This window comes from Phyllobacterium zundukense, assembly GCF_025452195.1.
GTDB classification, from domain to species: Bacteria; Pseudomonadota; Alphaproteobacteria; order Rhizobiales; family Rhizobiaceae; genus Phyllobacterium; species Phyllobacterium zundukense_A.
This window is the reverse complement of sequence record NZ_CP104972.1, coordinates 527,514-548,656: the sequence shown is the minus strand read 5'-3', so window position 1 is coordinate 548,656 and position 21,143 is coordinate 527,514. Positions and strand designations below refer to the sequence as shown.

23 protein-coding genes and 2 pseudogenes are annotated in these 21,143 nt (G+C 56.3%); 12 read left to right on the top strand and 13 right to left on the bottom strand.

Annotated features, from left to right (window positions below; genetic code table 11):
- The first annotated feature begins 83 nt into the window (after positions 1-83).
- A complete protein-coding gene (locus N8E88_RS10160; RefSeq protein WP_262291641.1) occupies positions 84-1,037 on the top strand; it encodes an IS481 family transposase in 954 nt (317 codons plus the stop codon).
- On the opposite strand, the gene N8E88_RS31780 is transcribed toward N8E88_RS10160, so the two are convergent.
- Together N8E88_RS31780 and N8E88_RS10155 are read right to left on the bottom strand one after the other, a co-directional pair.
- Positions 988-1,317: a DUF6880 family protein gene (locus N8E88_RS31780; RefSeq protein WP_410010558.1), complete on the bottom strand. Its 330-nt coding sequence runs from the start codon at positions 1,315-1,317 to the stop codon at positions 988-990. The two genes, N8E88_RS10160 and N8E88_RS31780, sit on opposite strands and share 50 nt — an antisense overlap.
- Positions 1,314-1,685: a DUF6880 family protein gene (locus N8E88_RS10155; RefSeq protein WP_262291640.1), complete on the bottom strand. Its 372-nt coding sequence runs from the start codon at positions 1,683-1,685 to the stop codon at positions 1,314-1,316. Before N8E88_RS10155 ends, N8E88_RS31780 begins: the two co-directional genes overlap by 4 nt.
- Positions 1,686-1,707: 22 nt before the next feature.
- Here N8E88_RS10155 and N8E88_RS10150 point away from each other — a divergent pair.
- Positions 1,708-1,842: pseudogene (locus tag N8E88_RS10150) on the top strand (DNA polymerase III subunit epsilon); the annotation flags it as partial.
- Positions 1,843-2,229: 387 nt separating this feature from the next.
- Here N8E88_RS10150 and N8E88_RS10145 read toward each other — a convergent pair.
- Together N8E88_RS10145 and N8E88_RS10140 are read right to left on the bottom strand one after the other, a co-directional pair.
- Entirely contained in the window at positions 2,230-2,397 is a 168-nt protein-coding gene (locus N8E88_RS10145; protein WP_162701954.1) for a hypothetical protein, read from the bottom strand.
- 201 nt (positions 2,398-2,598) lie between these two features.
- The gene (locus tag N8E88_RS10140) at positions 2,599-3,192 is read right to left on the bottom strand and encodes a P-loop NTPase family protein (RefSeq protein ID WP_262291639.1); all 594 of its coding nucleotides are present in this window, start codon (positions 3,190-3,192) and stop codon (positions 2,599-2,601) included.
- A 1,029-nt stretch (positions 3,193-4,221) separates the two neighbouring features.
- Between N8E88_RS10140 and N8E88_RS10135 the strand changes: the two genes are divergently transcribed.
- Together N8E88_RS10135 and N8E88_RS10130 are read left to right on the top strand one after the other, a co-directional pair.
- Complete coding sequence (locus N8E88_RS10135) at positions 4,222-4,395, top strand: hypothetical protein (RefSeq protein ID WP_262291638.1); 174 nt, start codon at positions 4,222-4,224, stop codon at positions 4,393-4,395.
- Positions 4,396-5,272: 877 nt separating this feature from the next.
- Positions 5,273-6,505 (top strand): adenylate/guanylate cyclase domain-containing protein, encoded by a 1,233-nt coding sequence (locus N8E88_RS10130; protein ID WP_262291637.1) that lies wholly within the window; start codon positions 5,273-5,275, stop codon positions 6,503-6,505.
- A gap of 90 nt (positions 6,506-6,595) precedes the next feature.
- Here the strand turns inward: N8E88_RS10130 and N8E88_RS10125 are convergent, their stop codons facing one another.
- The 4 genes from N8E88_RS10125 to N8E88_RS10110 form a co-directional block, all read right to left on the bottom strand.
- Positions 6,596-7,027, bottom strand: coding sequence for a thymidylate synthase family protein (locus N8E88_RS10125; protein WP_262291636.1), 432 nt, complete (start codon positions 7,025-7,027; stop codon positions 6,596-6,598).
- Between the two features lie 157 nt (positions 7,028-7,184).
- Entirely contained in the window at positions 7,185-7,376 is a 192-nt protein-coding gene (locus N8E88_RS10120; protein ID WP_262291635.1) for a DUF6494 family protein, read from the bottom strand.
- Between the two features lie 249 nt (positions 7,377-7,625).
- Positions 7,626-7,847, bottom strand: a complete 222-nt coding sequence (locus N8E88_RS10115; RefSeq protein ID WP_262292432.1) for a hypothetical protein — start codon at positions 7,845-7,847, stop codon at positions 7,626-7,628.
- 167 nt (positions 7,848-8,014) lie between these two features.
- The gene (locus N8E88_RS10110) at positions 8,015-8,275 is read right to left on the bottom strand and encodes a hypothetical protein (RefSeq protein WP_262292431.1); all 261 of its coding nucleotides are present in this window, start codon (positions 8,273-8,275) and stop codon (positions 8,015-8,017) included.
- Between the two features lie 390 nt (positions 8,276-8,665).
- Between N8E88_RS10110 and N8E88_RS10105 the strand changes: the two genes are divergently transcribed.
- Entirely contained in the window at positions 8,666-9,538 is an 873-nt protein-coding gene (locus tag N8E88_RS10105) for a LysR family transcriptional regulator (protein ID WP_262291634.1), read from the top strand.
- Between the two features lie 554 nt (positions 9,539-10,092).
- Here N8E88_RS10105 and N8E88_RS10095 read toward each other — a convergent pair.
- The 3 genes from N8E88_RS10095 to N8E88_RS10085 form a co-directional block, all read right to left on the bottom strand.
- Complete coding sequence (locus tag N8E88_RS10095; protein WP_262292403.1) at positions 10,093-11,949, bottom strand: ABC transporter ATP-binding protein/permease; 1,857 nt, start codon at positions 11,947-11,949, stop codon at positions 10,093-10,095.
- A gap of 466 nt (positions 11,950-12,415) precedes the next feature.
- Complete coding sequence (locus tag N8E88_RS10090; protein WP_262291633.1) at positions 12,416-12,607, bottom strand: hypothetical protein; 192 nt, start codon at positions 12,605-12,607, stop codon at positions 12,416-12,418.
- 223 nt (positions 12,608-12,830) lie between these two features.
- Positions 12,831-13,022, bottom strand: coding sequence for a DUF4167 domain-containing protein (locus N8E88_RS10085; RefSeq protein WP_262291632.1), 192 nt, complete (start codon positions 13,020-13,022; stop codon positions 12,831-12,833).
- 31 nt (positions 13,023-13,053) lie between these two features.
- Between N8E88_RS10085 and N8E88_RS10080 the strand changes: the two genes are divergently transcribed.
- The 5 genes from N8E88_RS10080 to N8E88_RS10060 all read left to right on the top strand — a co-directional run bounded on the left by N8E88_RS10080 (position 13,054) and on the right by N8E88_RS10060 (position 18,760).
- On the top strand, positions 13,054-13,521 hold the full coding sequence (locus tag N8E88_RS10080; protein ID WP_262291631.1) for a hypothetical protein: 468 nt from the start codon (positions 13,054-13,056) through the stop codon (positions 13,519-13,521).
- Between the two features lie 539 nt (positions 13,522-14,060).
- A complete protein-coding gene (locus tag N8E88_RS10075) occupies positions 14,061-14,813 on the top strand; it encodes a protein-L-isoaspartate(D-aspartate) O-methyltransferase (RefSeq protein ID WP_262291630.1) in 753 nt (250 codons plus the stop codon).
- The gene (locus N8E88_RS10070; protein ID WP_262291629.1) at positions 14,810-17,284 is read left to right on the top strand and encodes a polyamine aminopropyltransferase; all 2,475 of its coding nucleotides are present in this window, start codon (positions 14,810-14,812) and stop codon (positions 17,282-17,284) included. Before N8E88_RS10075 ends, N8E88_RS10070 begins: the two co-directional genes overlap by 4 nt.
- 420 nt (positions 17,285-17,704) lie before the next feature.
- Complete coding sequence (locus N8E88_RS10065) at positions 17,705-18,505, top strand: methyltransferase domain-containing protein (RefSeq protein ID WP_262291628.1); 801 nt, start codon at positions 17,705-17,707, stop codon at positions 18,503-18,505.
- Between the two features lie 57 nt (positions 18,506-18,562).
- Entirely contained in the window at positions 18,563-18,760 is a 198-nt protein-coding gene (locus N8E88_RS10060) for a hypothetical protein (RefSeq protein ID WP_262291627.1), read from the top strand.
- Between the two features lie 126 nt (positions 18,761-18,886).
- Here the strand turns inward: N8E88_RS10060 and N8E88_RS10055 are convergent.
- Positions 18,887-19,236 (bottom strand): annotated as a pseudogene (locus tag N8E88_RS10055) (pyridine nucleotide-disulfide oxidoreductase); the annotation flags it as partial.
- Positions 19,237-19,560: 324 nt separating this feature from the next.
- Here N8E88_RS10055 and N8E88_RS10050 point away from each other — a divergent pair.
- Together N8E88_RS10050 and N8E88_RS10045 are read left to right on the top strand one after the other, a co-directional pair.
- Positions 19,561-20,013: an excisionase family DNA-binding protein gene (locus N8E88_RS10050; protein ID WP_262292402.1), complete on the top strand. Its 453-nt coding sequence runs from the start codon at positions 19,561-19,563 to the stop codon at positions 20,011-20,013.
- Positions 20,014-20,016: 3 nt separating this feature from the next.
- Entirely contained in the window at positions 20,017-20,586 is a 570-nt protein-coding gene (locus N8E88_RS10045; protein ID WP_262291626.1) for a PIN domain-containing protein, read from the top strand.
- A gap of 149 nt (positions 20,587-20,735) precedes the next feature.
- Here the strand turns inward: N8E88_RS10045 and N8E88_RS10040 are convergent, their stop codons facing one another.
- Positions 20,736-21,038, bottom strand: coding sequence for a PPC domain-containing DNA-binding protein (locus N8E88_RS10040; protein WP_262291625.1), 303 nt, complete (start codon positions 21,036-21,038; stop codon positions 20,736-20,738).
- Positions 21,039-21,143: the final 105 nt, after the last annotated feature.

Sequence of the window (21,143 nt, the reverse complement as noted above, 5' to 3'; positions counted from 1 at the left end):
TGTGAGCTTTCAATAGGTTGTCCATCCGGTCCAAACCGGGGAGACTGAGGTTGTCGAAGCTTCAGTGACTCTTGGAGGACCGGATGAACATCCACAAGAATGCCCGTCTTACGCGGTATGGTCGAGAGCGAATTGTGAGCCAGGTCGAGGGCGGGCAGACGCCGCAGGCCGTTGCCGAAGCCGCAGGCGTGTGCCCGCGGACGGTGCGCAAATGGGTCGATCGGTATCGCCGCGAGGGCTTGAGCGGACTGGAGGATCGTTCGTCGCGACCACATCGCTTGCGCCGGCCGACCCCTGAAGCCATTGTCGGGACGATTGAGCGGTTACGCCGCCAGCGTTGGACAGGCAAGCAGATCGCTGCCGAGGTCGGCGTCTCGCCGGCAACTGTCAGCCGTGTTCTGCGCCGGTTGGGCCTCAACAAACTGAGCGCCCTGGATCCCGAACCCGTGCGCCGCTATGAACGGGAACATCCGGGCGAACTCATTCATCTCGACATTAAGAAGCTTGGCCGTATTGGCTCGGTGGGACACCGCATCACCGGACGGCAAACGGGCGTTGTCAACCGCCATCTGGGCATCGGCTGGGAGTTCGTCCACGTCTGCATTGATGACGCTTCGCGGGTCGCTTTTGTGCAGGTCATGCCAGATGAGCGCAAAGAGAGCGCCGTTGCCTTCCTGGAGGCTGCCGTCGCCTACTATGCGAAGCTGGGTATCTGTATCGAGCGCGTGATGACCGACAACGGGTCATGCTACCGGTCAAAGGCTTTCCGCACAGCCTGCAAACGTCTGGGCTTGCGTCAAGTCTTCACAAGACCATACACGCCTAAGACCAATGGTAAGGCCGAACGCTTCATTCAGACGAGCCTACGCGAATGGGCTTACGCTCGTGCTTACAACAACTCTCAAGAACGCACGGAGGAGCTGCCGCACTGGCTTCATCGCTACAATTGGCACAGGCCGCACGGCAGTTTAGGATCAAAACCACCTATCAGCCGTCTCGGCCTGGATCGGGACAACCTGTTGAGGTTCCACAACTAGCTAAGCGGCGGACTCTCTTCCACAGGGTCATCATTAGCGCGAGGGGTCTTTTATCTTTTGGAGACGACGGGTTATGTTCACGAAACGTCGGTTCAAACGGCAAGCTTCCAAAACCTCGTCCTGCTCCCGTGCTTGGATCCAAGGTCCGCGACGTAGTCTTCATGAGAATAATTGGGCTGCGATCCCTGATCCCCGCTGAAAGCCGCTTGGCTTCAGCTAAATGACGGGCAGCGTGCTTGTATCGGGCGGTCCCTGCGCGGTCGAGCGCGAAGTCGATCATTGCGCGCAGCGTGATGACTGATGCCAGGCGTGTTTATCCCGCAGCGCCTCGGCTGCGGATGTCAGGAATTCATAACGGTCGCCATCAAGTTCTGCTGCCCTCGAAATCGCAAGCCTCGCCGCCTGATCCAGCGCTGGCCACGACAACAGGAATGCCAAGGCGCGGTGGACATCCGGATAGTGATAAACGTATGCAAGCGCCTTCTCTTCCGCCTCCATGTCGTCGAAATCCGGCAGGCGTTTCAGAAATGCGCGCAGATGACCGGCATTAAGCGTTCGTTCAAAATTCTGCCACCATAGACGGTTCTTCCAAGCGGCAGAAAGTCGTTTGTGGTAGCCTTCAAAGCGTCGATTGGCGGCTTTGTCCAACAGCGATCCATGACAGGATCTTATGGATGGATCCAGCGTCCACACGCGCAAAAAGCGGGTGATTGTAGCGGATACCGAAACCACGGGTCTTCTGCCGTATGACCGCATTGTGACACTTGCTGGTGAACTGCAGAGCCAGTCGCTCTACCTTATTTTCTGATAAACTTTGGAGCCCGTCGCCACTCGTTCCGCTTCGAAAAGCGTTGGGTGGATTCGTCGCAATAGACGGGCAAATCGTAACGGTACGGGAAATAGCAGTCTTTAAATTGTGGATACCAATAACCATTCGCACGCCAAAGTCCGCTAATGCGATACCCTTGGTAGCTATGAGCGCCATGACTTTTACCGTGCGCCATCGATATGCTGGCCGAGCCGGACGCCAACATAGCGGCTAAAGCCAACGTCAATAAGATTGTTCCTGATTTTCCCATCGGCTGCTCCTAAATAGGAAGCTCATTGTTGGAAGCTATCCTAGCATAGGTTCAGCAAATCGGTCACAATATACGCTGGTTTAACCAGACCCGTCGATGCCGGATATACCATTTCAGCGCCGATCCATTTTCTCCCGCAAATCGGCGAGCGCTTGCATTGCCGCTTCCTCGCGCGTCATGCCCTCCTTCATGTACTTGATAATCAGACGCTCCTGAAATTCCAGCTCTTCCACAGTGTGTTTGTCTAAGGGGCTCTCCGGGGATTTTGACTTGCGCTTCATCGTCACTCAACCTTGTTTCAGCAGGAATATTGTCAGGAAAATGTGGCATTTTGTTCATGTTGCCGTGAAGCGGGAATTATGCTCGGCGCGGACCAAAGGCCAATACGGAAAACTCGCATTAAAATAGGGGTTCAACCGACGACGATAGAATCGAGGGCGCGAAGATCGCCGTGCGAAGTGCGATGAAGGACATGATGGATGTTATCCCCTCGGCGAAGCTAGTGGACTTCCTCCCAGCGTCTTAATTGGATCTGGCAGATCGGCGAGAACTTGGGAGACGAGAATCCAAGGCGCTTTGGTTCCATCAAGATGTAGTACAGGTGCAATTTGTGTCTCCAACCACGCCTCGTGCCGCGCTAAATTCCGTCCCGGAAAATCCGGTTTGTCATATTGAGCAGCCCAAGCGGCAAACGCTGTATGGATTTCGTACATATCGCCCGATTGTAATATTCGGTTTCCGTATCGTTCATGTTCCCGCCCCAATAGCCGTTCCATCCGAATTGGCGTCGGAGTGTACACAAATACAATCAGATTGACGTTCTCGATTAAAGTATCTCCCCATCCGTCGAATGATCCGGACAACACCCAGCCATCCTCGCCTAGCGCTTCTTCGATCAGGCGGACGCGATCGGCAGGGGGACGCTTAGTCGAGAACGGGGGATTGGTCGGGTACCAATAGAAGTCATCACAATCCACATGGCGGACTCCCAACGCTGCGGCAAGGCCACTGCCTAGCGTTGTCACTCCTGAACACGATGCTCCAGTTATGTAGATCGAGGGTTTCTCCGGTTTCATCGCCAACCTCTTGAGGCCACGCTCGTATCAATCCCAACAGTACCTATAAGCTGTCCTCGCTGCCAACTTCGCATCAGGGCAGGGAGGTGTCGACCTTTTCGACGTGGTATCGCGCAGTGTTCGGGTCGACGGTCCAGTCTACGGCAAGGATCTGCGCCTGACGGCGGGGCGCAACAAGTTCGATTATGCAACCGGCGAGGCAACTGCGCTATGCTATTGGGGTTGATAAGTTCAATAGCTCAAGACCCACATCTATAATGACCGTCATGAGTGATGCGGCTGGGAACTTAATTACGGCAACGCCAAGTGTTATAAAATTAAATTGATAGGAAGTAAGATCGAAAGCGATATTAGAAAACAACTGGTCGAGTCGCATCAATATCTTTTTCGGACAAGAACAAACGAATCCGTGATGCGATTTTTCATTTGAAGCCAGCTTTGACGTCTGCCTACATCATTAAGTGTATACCTGAACAAGGCGAAGATATAATTCACATCATCACAGACGATCATACAATTCTTAAGTTGGAATTGAGTCGCATTGACGAAAGCCAACATCCGATCTGGAATGCGGAAAGCTTACTTGACTACAAGAAGGGGCTGCGAGGCAAATCGTCCAATATCCGACTTACCATCGCGCTGGAATTGTTGGCCAAAGATATTGAACGACATGAACGTTGATATAGCGGGTTCTGCTGTAGGTGTGGCGAAAAAGCTTATCCTGGTCGCTCAGGTAGATACCATTCATAGATGTTGCTTGGTGAGAGCCGGGGTGCCTTCTCGACGCCGTTGGCAGACGCTGCCAGCAGGTGTTTTAACGTCATAGGTGGATCAGATTCGCTCGGGATGACCTAACAGCCGATACCTCGAGAACTTTGGTGTCCCAGGATCGTCCGGGAATCCTGATCGTCGCGACGCATTTCGCCTGGGCCAGCCAGTCGAATTTTAACAAAATGCTATACCTGACCTTAGCTGGTCCCCCTTAAGTTGTCTCAAACCGGGCATCCTTCCGGTGTCGCTGGAGGCAAGATGTTTCTGAAATTTCTAGGCTTCTTCGTGCTGACGTTCGCAGTGTGGATCGGCATTGGGATGATCTCTGACCATATTACCCAGTATCCTTTCAGAATGACGGTTCAGGTTGACACACCCGACGGGGTGAAGTCGGGGTCTTCGGTCGTAGAGGCCCTTATTTCCGACAGATGATCCTCCAGCAACTGTTACCGGGCAGATTGCATACTAGGGCCTGTTGACAAAGTGTAGCAGCCGAATCTTTTTTTGTAATAATGTTTCATGCCGTGCCGTACCACGTAAGCAGCAATTGCGATTCAATAAATTCACCACCATAACGAGCAGGATTTGAATGCAGAAGGCCATCAGTAAGGTAAGGCACCAGACATCCGTAGTAGTGATACTCCTGACAGCATGTTCACGGGCCTCGCCCTCGGTTCATCGTCGGCATGTATCGGCAACAAACGTTTCAGCTATGATTTTTTCTCAAAAGCGGACGTGGGTTTCGAGGCCGGGTTCTACAATATCAAAAGTTGGAATCGAAACGGGCAGCCCAATTTCAGTTCGAAGTCATAGAAACCTTGAAAGGGCCGTCTCTAAAAGTTTGGGATGTGCCATGGACATATTCTACTTTTGGCATGCCCGCAGAATGGAAGGGCCCGACAGAGGTCGTGCTTGCGCTGGAAACGGTGATCGATAGCAACGGTGTGCCCTCCATTCAGGTACTGCAGGACGGTTGTACTGGTCCGAGCATTATTGAAGACACTCCTGAAAATGTTCGAGCTGTGGTTCGTGCCGCTTTCAAATAAGCCCGTCTACGAAGTACGGGAAGCATATAAGTCGAGCGGGCAGCATTCGCATAAGCGAAGCAGCGCTTCTTTGGAAGTAAATTGTCAAAAAGTATCAGTGCTGTGGCCAACTCCGGCGACGCGATCACGCGGTTTGTCATTTTCGGCGCATTGTCGCCGTCAGGACCTTATAATTCATCCTTGGATGAGCCACATGTAGTCCGAACTTTTGATGGGGCTAAACACACAAGTTTTCTTCAGACTCAGATCAATGGAGCGTGGTCATGCAGATAAATTTGGCATCGGCGGCTGACAGCGGCGCCTGGCCGGCGAAAAGGAGAAATGTTCTCGACTGGCTGGTGATGGAAACTCAGAACGAACGTTTCATTGACAACATCTTTGTAGAGATGTGCGAGAGGCTACTAGATGCCGGCGTTCCCATTGGCCGGGCAACGCTCCACTTTGCTATCCAGCATCCCCAATGGTTCGGTGCCCGAATCTTGTGGCATAAGGGGATCACGGAGGCGAAGATCGACACATTTGAACACGGTGTTGAAGAGACTGCAGAATATCTTGAAAGTCCGGTATATGAGATCAGAAGGGGGGCAAGCGAGTTGCGGCAACGTATCGATGACGGGAGCCAGGCCGCATCGCGCTATCCACTCTGGAGGCAGCTGGGTAACGAGGGCCTTACGGATTATGTTGCGTGGCCGCTGATCCATACTCAGGGCAAGCGGCACGTGGTCAGCTTCGTCAGTGACAAGCCGCAAGGATTCAGTCAGGAACACTTGGTCTTGTTTGCTGACGTTCTGCCCGCGCTGGCTCTCGTCAGTGAGATCAGACTCAAGAACCGCTTGGCGCGCACGTTGTTAGAAACCTATGTCGGACCACACGCGAGCGAACAGATACTCGCTGGCGCTACCAGCCGTGGCAGCGGATCGACCGTGGGAGCAGCGATCTTGATCTGCGATCTACGCAATTTCACTGCCATATCGGACGCCTGGCCACGCGACGACGTGATCGAGCTTCTAAATGGCTATTTCGACGCGATGTCCGAGCCCATTGAGAAGCATGGCGGGGAAATTCTCAAATTCATGGGCGACGGACTTCTGGCGATTTTCCCGCTTAGCAATTCCACAGCATGCGCCGATCTTCTCAAGGCGATCAGCGAAGCGCAAACAGCGGTCACCGCATTGAATAAAGAGCATACTGCAGCGGGGCGCGAACCGCTAGCATACGGCATCGGTGTCCACGCAGGAGATGTAATGTACGGCAATATCGGCTCGCGATCGCGGCTTGACTTCACCGTCATTGGGCCAGCCGTTAACATTGCGTCACGCCTCGAAAGTCTTACCAAGCAGATCGGACATTCCGTTCTCCTCTCAGAGGCTTTCGTGAAGTTGGCCGGGGTTGAAACCCAAGTGAAGAGCTTGGGGTCCTATACGCTTAAAGGCCTTGAAAGACCAATCGGTGTGTTTGGAATTCCCGCTGACCAAACAGAAAATATTGAAGCTTAGGAAATGAGGAAGTCGCTTACAGCAGCTTGCCGGTTGTGACGCGGCGTTTCATGTCGATAAAAAAGCGCAGAATCGATACGAGCCGGGTCTTCATTGGTCGCGGTGATTTCTGGTAACTTCGCCACCTCCCGTAAGCCATCTTGCATCGAACCAGCGGTCCGCCGGCCCGTCATAGGGCAGCCGCGTGACATCCCAGTGGCTGACGAAGCGTGCGTAGGCGTCCCAGACCGGTGGGCCGCCGCCGATGAAGACGACACGGCCGGCAAAGCGCCTGAGTGTGTCCTCGGGATCCATGCTGGAGCGAACGACGACAAGTTCCCGATCCGCCCGAGCAAAATCCGGAACGCTCGCGATCGTCTTGGGGCCGGCGAGCAAGACGTGTCCTCTCGTGAGGTCGAAGAACCGTGCAACGTCAGCGACGAACTCCGGCGACCGGTCGCTTTCCCATGGAAGGCCGCCTTTGAGGCCGAGCTGCCCCGCTTGGCCGATGGCACAGACAACCCTGACGACAGCCTTCTTCATGACAACTCCATCCATAGCTGGTCTGATGGATATGTTGGAACGTTCTGGTTACCCGCGGTACCCGGATCGTCTAGCTCAGAAAGCTCCAAACTGCACCAGCGGTAAACGCCGCCTCTTTGCTTCGTCCGCGTCGACGCGCTTGATTGCTTCGCCAAGCCTACGGAAGTTCGATCTCGCCCTCCACCACGTGGGTGAGGCCCGTGCCTTCCGCCGTCAGCGTCATGCGGACCTTCAGCTTCTTGCCGCTGATCTGCCTTTCGCGCACCGCCTCCTCGATCTTGCGCTGTGAGGTGACGCCGACTTCCTTCAGGAACTTGCGGATAGAAATGTTGAAGGCGTCTTCGCTCATGGCAGAACTCCCCTGTGTCGGGAAGGGATTGTAAGGGAAGGCGAGTGGTGAGGGAAGCAGGACGCTGACGCGCGGTGCCATGCAAACAGACGCCGAGCCGACAGGGAACATCGCTGCGGCAGTATCACTTGGGTCTATGGCGCGATTACAGAGGAGTTGTTGACCCTCAGGTTCAATCCGAATACGCATTTTCAGCATCTTTAAACGAACGTTGATGCCACTTTTGCGGAAATTAGGTAGCAAAGACCACTAGATGCTACCTAATTCATTGAAAAGACGGAATAATATGGATTTGGTTAGATTGCCCTTCAGGTCGCCTTCGCCGACGTGTATCGGTTCGACTTGATCGTCGTTCTTCGGAAAGCCGTGGAGCCAATGGTAGCCGCCAAATACTACCGAGCCAATGAGAGCGAAATGCAGCAGTGGCTCTTTCCAGAGCGCGCGGTAAATAACCGGAGCTTTCTTGGCCATATTGACATCCCCCTTGCGATCGAAGATCGCTGCTGCCAATTTGATTTGGGCCAAACTGTGCCGACAGCATGTAGGGAAACACAAGTACGTAACTGTAACAGCCATGGACAACATGCCGCTGCTGCGGGCCGCTTGGGTATGGCAGGTCGACAAGCGGTCAAGGTTCTCTATCCGGCTCCCTTGCGCGACCTGCTTTTGGAACTTGCTGTTTCTGACCTGTATCGCGCCAAATGGTCGAACACAGTCATGATGGTACTCTCCTGTTCGCGTGCGCGATACAAGGCATCAATCGCCGATTGTATCTCCACGACGTTCTTCAATGGACCCGGGTTTGCCCCGTTTTGGGCAATCTGCAGGATTTCCTGCCGGCGGGATGAAATGAGTTCCTTTATCGCCGCATCGATTTCGTGAACGTGTTGTGCTGCCATGATCGGCCTCCGGGACGTGTCAGTGTGGTATGCCGCTCAATTGTATCGAAAATCAAACCAACTGCGGTGCGCGTATTGGGAGATACACTGTGGGACTGACGAACACCACCAGAGTTGCATCCTCAGATCGCTGCGGACGACCCGAAGTGCATCCTCCCTGGTGATGCCGGCGTCGACGAGCAGTCGATCGCTTGGCTTGTTCAATATCTCCAACAACAACTGCCGCTCATGTCTGGCGGCCCGCCACACTCTGAAGAATTGTATCACACGATGTCGGACGTTGTGCATTTGGCGCTCCTGGACAGAGGCACAGGATTCGCCAGAGCTTGACATTTAACAAACGAATAGAAATCATAGCTCCCATCTGAAATTTTTATCGAAAGCATCGTTGTGAATCTGCCATTGGACAGTGAACTGCTGCGTACGTTTGTGGCCGTGGCTGCTGCCGGGAATGTCACCCGCGCTGCAGAACAGGTCGGCAGAACACAATCGGCGGTCAGCATTCAGATCAAGCGGCTCGAAAAGACCTTGGGCGTGAGCCTTTTTGAGCGAGGCTCACGCGGCGTGGCACTGACGCCACAAGGAAAGCTCCTGCTCGTCAGCGCCAACAGGGTCATCGGCTTGCTCGACGAGGCGGCCGCCGCGATCCGGGCAAAACCGCTCGGCGGTCCCGTGCGGATCGGTATTCCGGAAGAGTATGGCTACACCGTACTGCCGCGCGCGTTGGCAGCCTTCGCCAGCCAGCATCCGCATGTCGAAGTGACGGTGAAATGTGGATATTCCGCCGCACAGTTGGCGGCCATCGACGCGGACGAACTCGATCTTGCGGTGATTTTCGATCAGGAGCAGCCGACGACCGGGGAGGTGCTTTTTGTTGATCCGACGGTCTGGGTGACCTCGGAAGTCCACTGCGTTCATGAGAGTGACGTCGTCCCGGTTGCGATCTATGAGCGCTCCAGCTGGTGCAGGAAATTTGCTGTGGGATCCTTGGACAAAGCCAAAATCAACTATCGCGTGGCCTATAGTTGCGACACGAGCGGCGGACTCAAGATTGCGGCCGTCTCGGGACTGGCGATCGCGCCCCTTGCCAGCAGCAATATTCCGGCCGGTTGTCGCGCCCTGACGGAAGCAGACGGCTTTCCCCAGATTGATTGCTCGAATGTGGTGCTCAGACGCAATCCTCGCATGAAAAGCGCCGCTATTGATGGTATGGCCACGATGATCAGGGACGCGTTTCGACCCATCAGCGTAGCGCTGTCGTGACTGCGGGCTTCTCGCGTTCCTTGTGAAACATTCGGGCAAATGACGAGGCAACCCTTCGCGATACCGTCACCCTGGTTGCCGAAACAGTTCCTTCGGTCGTATGCGCAGCTGCCGTTCAATAGGCGCGAACGCCGTTGCTGCCAGTGACCCGATGGCGACACAAGTCAGCAGGGACGGTCCGATGCCCAGCCGATGCATGGTGAAGGCAGATACAAACGGTGCTCGGACGATGCAACCAGACGGACAGCCGTGGACTATCCAACGCGCTCGCCGTAACCCATGCTGCCGACCAGCGCCAGCAGAAGCGTCCCCTGCGCAGTGCTTAAAAGGCCGCTGCCAGGGCCGAAGACGACAGCAAACGCCCCTTACCCAATTGCCGCTCCACAGTAGGCTATCGCCGATGTCATCAGGCCCGTCGAAATGATTGCCAGACCCAGAGGTTGCAGTCTGTTAAATGCAAGCCGTTCCCAAATACTGGGTCAGCTGAGCTTGCTCATGGCAAATCTCCCGAACTATGCGCTGGTTTATTCGACCTGCTTGCCCAGCGATTTGTGCTATTCAGCGGCAACCATTGAATATCTTCGCCGCACGAAGTTCGGCACCTCAACCCGTCCCAGCGTCGGCTGAATGTCGTGGAGTTCGGCAAGTCCGTTCCTGATTTCCAGCATCTGCGAATAAAACTCGGATCCGCGAGACGATTTCGGTGTTTCCTGCTCGTGCATCACACTGATGACCGTGATACCCTGGCAATGATCCTTGATGGCCTGATGGAATGCAATTTTGGATTCTGGATCGAGAGCACCTGTGGCCTCGTCAAGGAACAATATATTTGGCTTGTGCAGCAGGATTCTCGCAAGCACGAGTTTCTGTTTTTGGCCGCCGGACAGAAACTGGTCCCATGGAGTGCCATCGCGGTCCTCCCGTTCGAGGTTCTCGATGAATTCTCCCATCCCGGCGCGATGAAGTGCCGCTGCTGCTGAGGGGTCGCCAAAGTCTGATTCATTGTCCGGTAGACAAATTAGCTGCTTGAGAGACACTGTAGGGAGCTTCACTTCCTGCGCCGCGTACATTGCCGTTGCGTTTTCGGGATAGATTATGTCACCCCGCCCGTATCCCCAAAGCCCGTTCAGCGCCTTCAGCAGGCATGTTTTCCCGCAGCCTGACTCACCCCTGAGGTAGACCCATTCACCCTTGTGGATATGCAGATGGGATGCAGACAGGAACGGTTGCGCCGCATCCGACCGATGCATGAGCTCGAGATTGCGCACCGTCATGCCGAAGAGTTCGTGCTGTGTGCCGTAAGAGAATTCATTGATTCCGCTCGACCGATAGAAATCCTTCGGCCGCTGGACTGATTCAACGGCTAGTGCCAGTTCAGTGACGCGTCTTCCGTTCGCCTTCAGATTGGCAATGGCGGGCATCACCTGAATGAACCACGAGCACTCGTTGATCATTGAGCCGACCAGCTCGGCTCCAGTAATGTAGCTCTTCAAGCTGATCGTATTGCCCATATAAGGAAGCAGACCGGGCAGATAAGCCACCACGCGAGCAGCGAAGAAGTTATAGACGGCCGTGAATGACATGTATGCGGCATCAAAGCAGTTCAACTTGGACCAAGTTCTGTCGATGCCTGAATAGAGGCGAGTGTTAGCGATACGCTGCACATTTTCGCCGTTTGAAGCGGCCACCTGGAAACTGCGACGAAGAAATGTTGTCAGTTCGCTGCGGTAACTGCCCTCTGTCTGCTGCATCTCCAGCGTAAGCGTTTCAAGTATACGGCCGATCCTCAGTGCAACCCAGGTGCTGAGAGGGACGTAAACAGCGATCGCCACAAAAGCGAGTATGGCGCTGCCATATGATCCGAGGAATTCAAGCCCGCTGACTTCGGTCGACATCTCAATGAGCTTCTGCCCGACGAAAATGATTGACATCGCGACGCCCAAAATCCCCATCGCGAGACCGATTGCACCGCCAGTCATGCCTTTGATGGATTCTTGCAATCGCTGATCTAAATTGTCAGGCATTTCCGCACGTTCCCCCTGCTGGAGGTGATAATGCGTATGATTGCTGTCGAGGAGGGCATCGTTGAAGCGAGAATTCAGCCAGCCGCGCCACTTGCGTTGCAGCGTCGTCGAAAACAGATGGCGCAAGCCGACAAAACCTGCCTCCTTCACAAACATGATCAGAATGAGAAGGCCCACGTTCGTAAGAATGATACCGAGGGGACGTTGGCTGAAAGGATCATGGATATTGACGATCGAGTTGAGAAGCTCGCCTGAAGCCTCCGCCATCCAGACGCTGGCCTTGCTTCCAGCTGCTGTCAAAACCGCGATCGCGGCAGTCAGGAGCCAGGCTTCCATCCACTTCTCTGACAGCCAGTAGGCCCGCATCAAACCCCACAGCGTCGTCATGGAGGCCACGGTGCTGCCGCCGAATCTGCGCTGTGAACGGCTTTCGCCTTGCTGTTTGCCAAGTTGCGATTGAATGCCGCTGGTCAAAGTCATCCCTTATTAGTCACACAATGTTACGTATTGCAACAAACCGTGGTTAATAAACGGTTAACTTTTTCCAAATCGGCGTCGCTGTGGTCGACAATCGGCGTACTCGACTCCAACAAGCGATCAGGACAGGCACCCGAGGTATGGACGAAGGTCGATCCATGAGCCAACAGCACATTCGTGTAACCGGGAACAGGCTAGGCACGAGTTAGGTGAAAGCTGGAATGCTATCAGCCCGTTTACGGCAGGGGGCACCACTTGAAGACGATGCCCCCGAACTTCATTCATCGTTCGACAGAGACAGTTTCGATGCGTACGACTAAAAACATTCGGGCGAAGAGGACCTGCGCAGGTCTCAATCGATGAGAACGACTACGCCCTAACGATTTGTCTTGGACATTTTCGATGAATCATTGGCGGCCTCTCTAGCCAGGCGAAGTGCGCGCAGGCGTTCGGTCTTGGCTTCGGTGGCGCGTCCGCTGGCTGCGTATTCCTCGACAGCTTTTGCCGCCTCGCGAGCACGTTGTTCCTGCATGACGCGTAAGGGTGGCCGTGGGGCCCGCAGTGACATGATCATCATTGTCGGGCAGCGTCTCGTCGAAACGCTTTTGGTTTTTGGCCCATTTCACAGGTACAATATTCATGGAATCTGCTCCTTTTGTTGATGCGATTTCAGCTGCGTCGATGACACTTCGGCCTGGGAATTCTTCCTGTATCCGTTATTCAATCAGCGTTCCTGGCGGGTGGTCCTTGATTTTGGAACTTCCGAGCCCGGTATTCAAAGTCCTGACAACCTATTTGATCGTCCGGAAATAGTGCTCGGCGTGTTGATAGTAGTTCTCTGCTTCTATTCTGTTTCCGGCACGCTCTTCGTCGCGAGCGCGGGAAAGATATTGCTCATAGCTGTGTTGAGGCTTCTGATTGAGGGAAGAATGCAGCGGGGCTATGCCTGGCCGCTTCGTTGATCCAGTTTGGCTTGTATTCATTCGGTCTTGAGCCGCTTGGCGGCTCACTCCTTTGGTACGTGGCGACTTTGACGTCGCAAGGGTTGAAATTCAGGATATTCAATCGATTTGTTCGGCGACGATCTGGCGCATTTCCTCGCGTGTGAATCCTGACGCCAGCATTTGGCGCGGGCTCGTGATTTTCCTCGGCAACATGTTCGGCATTTTGGGGTCGATTGAACGCGGGCTGACCGCGCTTTGTTTCATTTCGATATTATTTTGCATATTGGAATCCATTCGCCGCGCAGCATCGCCCGCAGCCGTTCATTTTGAAAATCCGTCGAATACAAGCAAAGGAGAGGTATGCTGCGTAAATGTCAGCATTCAAACTTTGAGTGGTGCGGTAAAGGTTCTGCGCTCAATCGGAGCCTGCAGAAATGGCCGGACTAATCTTGTCGACCAACCTTATATGGTGAGAGAAAGCCATATTTCAAGGGCTCAGGCGCTTCAGTCTTGTGCCTTGAGATCCCATCAGGAGTGAGTCGCGGCCTGCACCGTGGCAAAGTGAGGCCAAAAAAACGCTCTGGAGGCCAATCATGCCGATGATAGCAGATCAAACTCGAGCACAGACCGCTACCCGCGTCGATCTTCGCTATTTTTGTGTCGTTGGAATTTGAAGGCCGCCATCAGCGACAAGGTCAGCAGGAGTCTTGCGATGCTCACGACAACATGTACGTCCGCAGGGTCCTTACTCACCTTATGACCCAACGGACCTCCTATAGCAACGCTCTTGCCCGCCCCGTGACATTGTGTCGGTGACTACTTGCGAACCGCGACCTTGAAGCTCTCCATCTATCAGCGGCAAGAAGGGCGCCGGTCAACGGCCACGATGTTGAAGCCACGTTGCGCGAGCATCTGTCGGCACGATTTCTTCGCCCATCTTAGCGCGGATCTGCATCAGCAACGCAATCCTTGACGCCGATTTCTGCTAGAAGCCATCATTGGCGAGGGGTGATCGAATTTTGTTCAAAATTGCCTTCACCGCCACTATACTCGGTGTCTTAGCCGGGAGAGGGGTTCATGCCTCCACTAGCCCAGTGCCAAGCGTTACTCGCCGCTGCTCTCGCGATCGCTGTCGCCGTGGTTTCGACATCCGCGCCCGCGCAGGATCGCCTCGCCGAGCGTGCGGCGATGATCGAAACAATCAAATCGCACGCCGGCTCAGCGCCGTCAGCGGTAGAGGCACAGGGTATCGATCCGGCAGTGCTGAAGGCAATGGGCAATGTGCCGCGCCACTTTTTCGTACCCGAGGAGCAACGTGGCGCGGCCTATCGAGATCGGCCATTGCCGATCGGATTCGGTCAGACGATCTCTCAGCCCTTCATCGTCGCGCTGATGACCGACCTGATCAAGGTCGGGCCTGGCGACACTGTCCTCGAGGTCGGCACTGGCTCGGGCTATCAGGCGGCCGTCCTGTCGCCGCTCGCAGCGAAGGTTTACTCCATTGAGATTATACCGGAACTGGGCCAAAGGGCGGCCACCCGGCTTGCGGAGCTTCGCTTTGACAATGTCGAAGTGAAGGTAGACGACGGCTACTATGGCTGGCCTGCGCACGCGCCTTTCGACGGCATCGTGGTGACAGCCGCTGCCAGCCACATCCCGCCGCCTCTGGTCGAACAGCTCGCCAAGGGGGGCCGGATGGTCGTTCCTGTGGGAGGTCCCTTCGCGATCCAGTTGCTCATGCTGGTCGAGAAGCGGCGGGACGGAAGCATCACGACCCGGCAGCTGCTGCCGGTGAGCTTTGTGCCGCTGAGGGGCGGCAGGGTCCGATGAGATCGGGGCGCCTGCTGCCGGTCAGCCTCATATCGGCGGCGATCCTTGCCCACGAAGTGCTGCTGATGCGGCTCTTTTCGATCATTCAGTGGCATCATTTCGCCTATATGATCATAAGCATCGCGCTCCTGGGCTTCGGCGCGAGTGGTACATTCGTTGCGTTCGCCCGCCGCCCGCTGGTGGAACGATACCCGGCCGCTTTCGCAGCGTCGGCAGCACTGTTCGGCATTACTGCGGTTGTCAGCTTCGCTGGCGCCGAACGCCTGCCGTTCAACGCGCTAGAGGTCGTCTGGAATCCGTGGCAACTCGGTTGGCTCGCAGCCAGCTATGCTCTGCTGATGCTGCCGTTCTTTTTCGGTGCAACCTGTATCGGCCTTGCCTTCAGCTGCTATCCTCGCCAGATCGGACACGTCTATGCCTTCGACCTTATCGGCGCAGGGATCGGTGCGCTGGGCACCGTCGGACTCCTGTTCCTGGTCTTTCCCTCTACGGCGCTGCGCCTGGTCGCAGCGCTGGGATTAGCGGCGGCGGCCCTCGCAGCGACGGGCCTGGCTCGCCATCGGTGGCTCGCCGTGGGCAGCCTCGGACTTGCAGCCGCGGTCACCGCGGTGTGGCTACCACCGTCCTGGACGGCGCTTGGCCCGCACATGTCGCAGTACAAGGGCCTGCGCCTGGCTCTCGAAGTGCCAAACGCGCGGGTGGTCGAGGAGCGATCGAGCCCACTCGGACTACTGACGGTCGTCGAGAGCCCGACCGTCCCCTTCCGATACGCACCGGGCCTCAGCCTCGCCAACACCCAAGAGCCCCCCGCGCAACTCGCCGTCTTCACCGATGGTGACAGTATGACGGCCTTCACCGCCTACAGTGGCAATCCGGCGACGGTCGCTTATCTCGACCGGACAACGACAGCACTCCCGTTCCGCATCCTTGAGCGGCCGCGAACGCTAATCCTCGGTGCCGGGGGTGGCGAGCAGGTGTTGCTGGCGCTGCGCGCCGGAGCCGATACCGTGGCTGCCGTAGAGGTCAACTCGCAGATGATCGACCTGGCTCGGGATCGCTTCGCCGACTTCGTCGGCGGCATCTTCAGCCGACCGAACGTGCGTTCACATCTAGCCGAGGCGCGCGCCTTCGCTTCGACTACCCGCGAGCGTTACGATCTTATCCAGATACCGCTCCTTGATTCCTTCAGCGCCGCAGCGGCCGGCGTGCAGAGCGTGCATGAGAACTACACCTACACCGTGGAGGCACTGCAGGATTACCTGGCTGTGCTGAGACCGGATGGAGTCATCGCCACCACGCGATGGCTGCGCGTGCCGCCACGCGACATCCTCAAGCTTTTCGCCACGGCTACCGTGGCGCTTGAAGCGGAGGGTGTGGTCGAGCCAGGCCGGCACCTGGCGCTGATCCGGAGCTGGAACACTGCAACCCTGCTCGTCGCCAAGTCGCCGTTCACGGCCGAAGACGTCGCAGCCATTCGCGGCTTCGCGGCCGAGAACTTCTTTGACGTCTCCTGGGCGCCGGGTATTTCCGCGAGCGACGTGAACCGCTACAACCAGCTCGACCAGGAATATTTTTACGAGGGAGCCGTCGCCCTCCTTGGCCCTGAGCGTGCCGAATTCACCGAGCGCTACAAGTTTGATATTGCGCCGGCCACGGACAATCGGCCCTATTTCTTCGACTTTTTCCGCTGGCGCGCCCTGCCCGAACTCCTGACGCTGCACACGCAAGGCGGGGCCGCGATGCTCGACTGGGGCTACCTGATCCTGGTGGCGACGCTGGTCCAGGCCGCGATCCTCAGCGCCGTCCTGATCCTGCTGCCGCTCTGGCTCGGCCGGCGCATATTCGGGAGAGCCGTACACCGGCTGCGCGCCGGACTCTATTTCCTTGCCTTGGGCCTGGCCTTCCTGCTCATCGAGATCGCCTTCATCCAGCGCTTCGTGCTGTTCCTCGGCCATCCGTTGTACGCGGTTGCTGTCGTGCTTGCGGGTTTCCTTGCCTTCGCCGGGCTCGGTAGCGCGGTAGCCGCACGCTGGATGGCCGTGGTCGGTCGCGGATCAGCGGTGCGCAGCATTGCCCTCGCTGTCGTGGTGATCGCATTCCTGGCTACCACCTACCTGTTCGCACTGCCCTTGGTGTTCGAACGGCTGCTGGCACTCCCGGATGCCGCGAAGATCGCGGTCGCACTCCTCCTCATAGCGCCGCTCGCCCTCTTCATGGGCATGCCGTTCCCCCTTGGCCTCGGCCACGTCGGCGCACGCTCGGAGGCATTTATTCCCTGGGCGTGGGGAGTCAATGGCTGTGCGTCGGTGTTGAGTGCGATCTTGGCCGCACTGCTTGCAATGCATGTCGGCTTCACTGGCGTCGTGGCGATCGCCACCGCGCTCTATCTTGTCGCCCCGGCCTTGCTCGCCGGGTGGTGGGATCGACACGATCGGCAGACGTCGCAAGGCTTTGTCCCAGATCGGAGTTAAACCAACTGCCTCCGGTACGGTGTCAGCTTTTGAAACGTCATATCACCGCGCGAATAGCCGAAATGGGATCACAACTTGCCGCGTGATTGCGTTTTTCTTCGTTGCTGTGGTGAAACTGTTTAGGGCAAGGCCAACTTTCCAAAGGTTTCAACGTCAGATGTGTAAACTGCCATCATAAGGCGCTTATCGAAGCGCATTTTCTGACACGCCCTATGCACGTCCGGCCTCAAATCCGTTCCGGCCGGCCGCGAGAGATTGCACCGAATGATTTGCGGCGTCACCTGGGTCAACATCAACGAGGTCGCAAGTGGCGATTGGGCGATCGGCGGAGATATGCTAGTCTCGGAAATAAGTAAAGGCGATCGCCGCCGGGACGCGCGGCATAGTTCGGCGCGCCGCTCCAGACGTTGAGGCGACACAATGACCGCTCCGATTTCGCAAAGCTTGATCGACGCCGCGAATGCCTACGAGGCGCTGTTCGTTCCGGCACTCTTTCGGCAATGGGCCCCAGTGGTGGCAGATGCGGCCAAGATCGGGAGCGGCGACCGCGTCTTGGACATTGCCTGCGGCACCGGAGTCCTGGCGCGCGAGGCGGCAACGCGGAGCGGACAATCTGGCCGCGTCGCCGCTCTCGATCCAAACGCGGGAATGCTGACGGTGGCGCGAAGTCTCGCGCCCGGCATCGACTGGCGCGATGGGACGGCCGAGGCGCTGCCGTTTCCGGATCGCTCGTTTGATGTCGTCGTATGTCAGTTCGGCCTGATGTTCTTTTCAGACCGCGACAAGGCGATCAGGGAGATGCTCCGGGTGATGGTCCCTGGCGCTAGGGGTGCGGTTGCGGTGTGGGATGCCATCGAGAACGCCCCCGCATTCGCTACCCTCGTGGACCTGTTGGACAAGGTCGCCGGAAAGCCCGCCGGCGACGCGCTTCGAGCGCCTTTTGTGCTGGGCGACAGGCAAGCGCTCGCCGCCTTGTTCAAGGACGCCGGAGCCGACCCGATCAACATCACGAGTCGTGGCGGCGCGGCGCGGTTCCCCGACATGCGCGAGTTTGCAGAGGCGGAACTCAGGGGCTGGCTACCCGTCATGGGGGTTGTGCTGCCGGAGCCGCAAATTGATCGCCTCCTGGCGGAGGCGGAAAGGGTTCTCGCTCACTACGTTACCCACGATGGCCTTTCGTTCGCTATTTCGGCGCATCTGGCAACCTGGAGACGACCTTAGGTGGTGGAGGACCACGAACATTTTGCTTCGGCACAAGCGACCCCGAAGGAGCAGATCATGTCAGCCCGGCCCAAGTCTCGTACCGCCGCCGTCAACGGACGGCTGTGGGGTGCACGCGCCCGCAACTGGGCTGCGCCACGCGCCTCTCCCTTGCCGTGGATGCGCGTCGTCTTCACCTTCGTCGATGACCTGCTCGAAGCCCTCAAGCGCCTCGGGGATGGAGCAAGAGCTGCTCAAAGTCGTACGTTCTCATGACTGTCATGGGGATGGGAAGCATAGTGGTGTATCGCCGACTTTACATCGACGTCATCTGATTTCTAGCTGTCGGCGTGCCCCGATCCGATCTCGGATCGGACGAAGCATTGGTCACGCTCTTATCCGCGGATTGGTTGCCGCATTTCCCATTTTCGTCGCGGGCCGCAGGCGTGACGGGCAGCCGGTCACCGAGACGATCGAGCCGGACGGGAAGGCCCTTGCGAACGCGATCCGCGGCCAAGGCGACGGTGGCCCGGCCGTCCTCCGACGCAAATGGCGTGTTCCGGAACTGCGGCTCGCGACGGGTTCACCCGCGCGGTTGACGTGACACGCGAGATATCATCGAGCGTCTGAACGGCAGAGATGCCGCCTCCGACAATGATTACATGTTGGCCAACGAACTCGTCGGCCGTCCAATAGTCCTTTGTGTGAAGTTGCATTCCCTTGAAGCGCTTCGCGCCAGGATATTCGGGGATAGCCATGTAGACACCTCCGAACCAACGGAGGATCTTCTGACATCTTCAAACCATTCGGGATAGAGGGGATCACGTGAGCGCTTACACAGTTAGGCACAAGCCGAAAAGCGCTCTTATCAGCATTTTCAAAGGAAGATTTATTAGCACATTCTGGATTGAACAGCTTTCCGAATCCGAGGGGTTGGAAGAACGCCGTTCCTTAGAGTTCAAGTCATGACTGTAAGACCAACGTTACGCGTCGTTTCGAAAAATTCGTTTGCTGCGATTATTGCGTTTAGTTTATTATGGATTATATTCGAAGGAAACAGACAAGGAAAAATAGCCATGACGGCCGCCCTCACCACAAATCCACCATCCAAAGATGACGTGGAGCTTGCACGCGCATCGGGCCAGCGATTGGCTCCTTATGCACGCAAAGGACTTGCTTTGACATTTCGCGTTCGTGATGCAGACAACGAAGAAGCTATTGAGCTGCCGGCGGGGGCCGTGAAGCTGCTTATGGCCGTGCTTGAGGATATGGCATCGGGAAGAGCTGTTACGATCGTCCCGCAGAACGCTGAACTGACAACACAGCAAGCCGCTGACGTCCTGAACGTATCGCGTCCGTTTCTAATTGGCCTGTTGGACGAGAGGAAGCTACCATTCCGCATGGTGGGAACCCATCGCCGTGTTCGTTTCGAAGATGTACTGAACTACAAAGAGGCGATCGACACGGAACGGCGCAAGGTATTGGGCCAGCTTGCAGCGGAGGCTCAAGAGCTTGGGATGGGATACTAAGCTTTGGGGACTTTCACAGCTTTCTTGGACGCATCGGTTCTCTATCCAGCTCCCTTGCGCGACCTGCTTTTGGAGCTTGCTGTTTCTGACCTGTATCGCGCCAAATGGTCGAACACAGTGCATGATGAATGGATCAACGCTTTGCTCACAAGCAGGGACGATCTAACCAGAGAACGGCTCGAGCGGACCCGCCACCTGATGAACGCCCATGTGCGCGACGCGCTTGTTACAGATTTTGATCAACTCATTGGCATTCTCCAGTTGCCGGATCCTGATGATCGCCACGTTCTAGCGGCGGCCATCAAGGGGCGGGCTGATTTGATCGTTACAGCAAATCTCAAGGACTTTCCCCACAGCCAGCTCGCACCGTGGGGCATTGAAGCCCAACATCCCGATGAATTCCTAACGCACCAGTTCCACCTTTCGCAGCCGCAGTTTCTGGCCGCCATAAAAGCGGTTCGCTTACGTCTAAAGAACCCGCCGAAGACGGTCGAAGACTACCTTGATACACTTCGCGCGCAGGGCCTTTTGGCTACAGTCAACGAGATCCAAGCATTTGATCAGTTCATTTAATCGAGGATGTCGACCTCACAATCGTGAAGCTGGCGGCAGCACAGGGATGTTCTCGGTATGTGCTCCGAAAATCGCATATTGCCTCTTATGTGACTTTCGTAGCTGACCGTCGCCCAAACTCACCTGCCACCGCAACGTTCTCCAATATGCTATTGAATTATAAGTACATTCGCTCCGATCATGGGGTCTAGTCTACGCTCAAGTTTTTGTGCATGCACTATAATGGTGATCTCAAGTGATCCGGTTCCAACCTCCAATGCCAGAAGATGGCCGCCAACGGACGCGAACCTATGATCGCAAGCGACCCCGTGCGCATGAACTGAAGGTTTGCCATCTTTCCAAGCCAGCGTTCCGATAACGCTTGCCATCTCGACGTTCTCGAACGATCCTGGATCGTATTGTTTCTTGACGAAATCGAAAAAGCCGAATGTGGCAAGCCTTGCGAGATCCAAAGGCCGAGAAGCTCGCCGAGGGGATCTGTTCGTTCTGCATCAAAGCCTCAAGTTCGACGAACATGTTATCCCCTTGAAGCAATACCATGAGATAACCCGTTGGCG

Excerpts from the sequence above, each read along its gene's own strand:
- N8E88_RS10070 (WP_262291629.1), top strand. The coding sequence starts at position 14,810 with ATGAGATCGGGGCGCCTGCTGCCGGTCAGCCTCATATCGGCGGCGATC.
- N8E88_RS10085 (WP_262291632.1), bottom strand. The coding sequence starts at position 13,022 with ATGAATACAAGCCAAACTGGATCAACGAAGCGGCCAGGCATAGCCCCG.
- N8E88_RS10145 (WP_162701954.1), bottom strand. The coding sequence starts at position 2,397 with ATGAAGCGCAAGTCAAAATCCCCGGAGAGCCCCTTAGACAAACACACT.
- N8E88_RS31780 (WP_410010558.1), bottom strand. The coding sequence starts at position 1,317 with ATGATCGACTTCGCGCTCGACCGCGCAGGGACCGCCCGATACAAGCAC.
- N8E88_RS10130 (WP_262291637.1), top strand. The coding sequence starts at position 5,273 with ATGCAGATAAATTTGGCATCGGCGGCTGACAGCGGCGCCTGGCCGGCG.
- N8E88_RS10090 (WP_262291633.1), bottom strand. The coding sequence starts at position 12,607 with ATGTCACTGCGGGCCCCACGGCCACCCTTACGCGTCATGCAGGAACAA.
- N8E88_RS10120 (WP_262291635.1), bottom strand. The coding sequence starts at position 7,376 with ATGAGCGAAGACGCCTTCAACATTTCTATCCGCAAGTTCCTGAAGGAA.
- N8E88_RS10060 (WP_262291627.1), top strand. The coding sequence starts at position 18,563 with ATGTCAGCCCGGCCCAAGTCTCGTACCGCCGCCGTCAACGGACGGCTG.
- N8E88_RS10140 (WP_262291639.1), bottom strand. The coding sequence starts at position 3,192 with ATGAAACCGGAGAAACCCTCGATCTACATAACTGGAGCATCGTGTTCA.
- N8E88_RS10050 (WP_262292402.1), top strand. The coding sequence starts at position 19,561 with ATGACGGCCGCCCTCACCACAAATCCACCATCCAAAGATGACGTGGAG.
- N8E88_RS10065 (WP_262291628.1), top strand. The coding sequence starts at position 17,705 with ATGACCGCTCCGATTTCGCAAAGCTTGATCGACGCCGCGAATGCCTAC.
- N8E88_RS10135 (WP_262291638.1), top strand. The coding sequence starts at position 4,222 with ATGTTTCTGAAATTTCTAGGCTTCTTCGTGCTGACGTTCGCAGTGTGG.
- N8E88_RS10110 (WP_262292431.1), bottom strand. The coding sequence starts at position 8,275 with ATGGCAGCACAACACGTTCACGAAATCGATGCGGCGATAAAGGAACTC.
- N8E88_RS10075 (WP_262291630.1), top strand. The coding sequence starts at position 14,061 with ATGCCTCCACTAGCCCAGTGCCAAGCGTTACTCGCCGCTGCTCTCGCG.
- N8E88_RS10095 (WP_262292403.1), bottom strand. The coding sequence starts at position 11,949 with ATGACGACGCTGTGGGGTTTGATGCGGGCCTACTGGCTGTCAGAGAAG.
- N8E88_RS10160 (WP_262291641.1), top strand. The coding sequence starts at position 84 with ATGAACATCCACAAGAATGCCCGTCTTACGCGGTATGGTCGAGAGCGA.
- N8E88_RS10115 (WP_262292432.1), bottom strand. The coding sequence starts at position 7,847 with ATGGCCAAGAAAGCTCCGGTTATTTACCGCGCGCTCTGGAAAGAGCCA.
- N8E88_RS10125 (WP_262291636.1), bottom strand. The coding sequence starts at position 7,027 with ATGAAGAAGGCTGTCGTCAGGGTTGTCTGTGCCATCGGCCAAGCGGGG.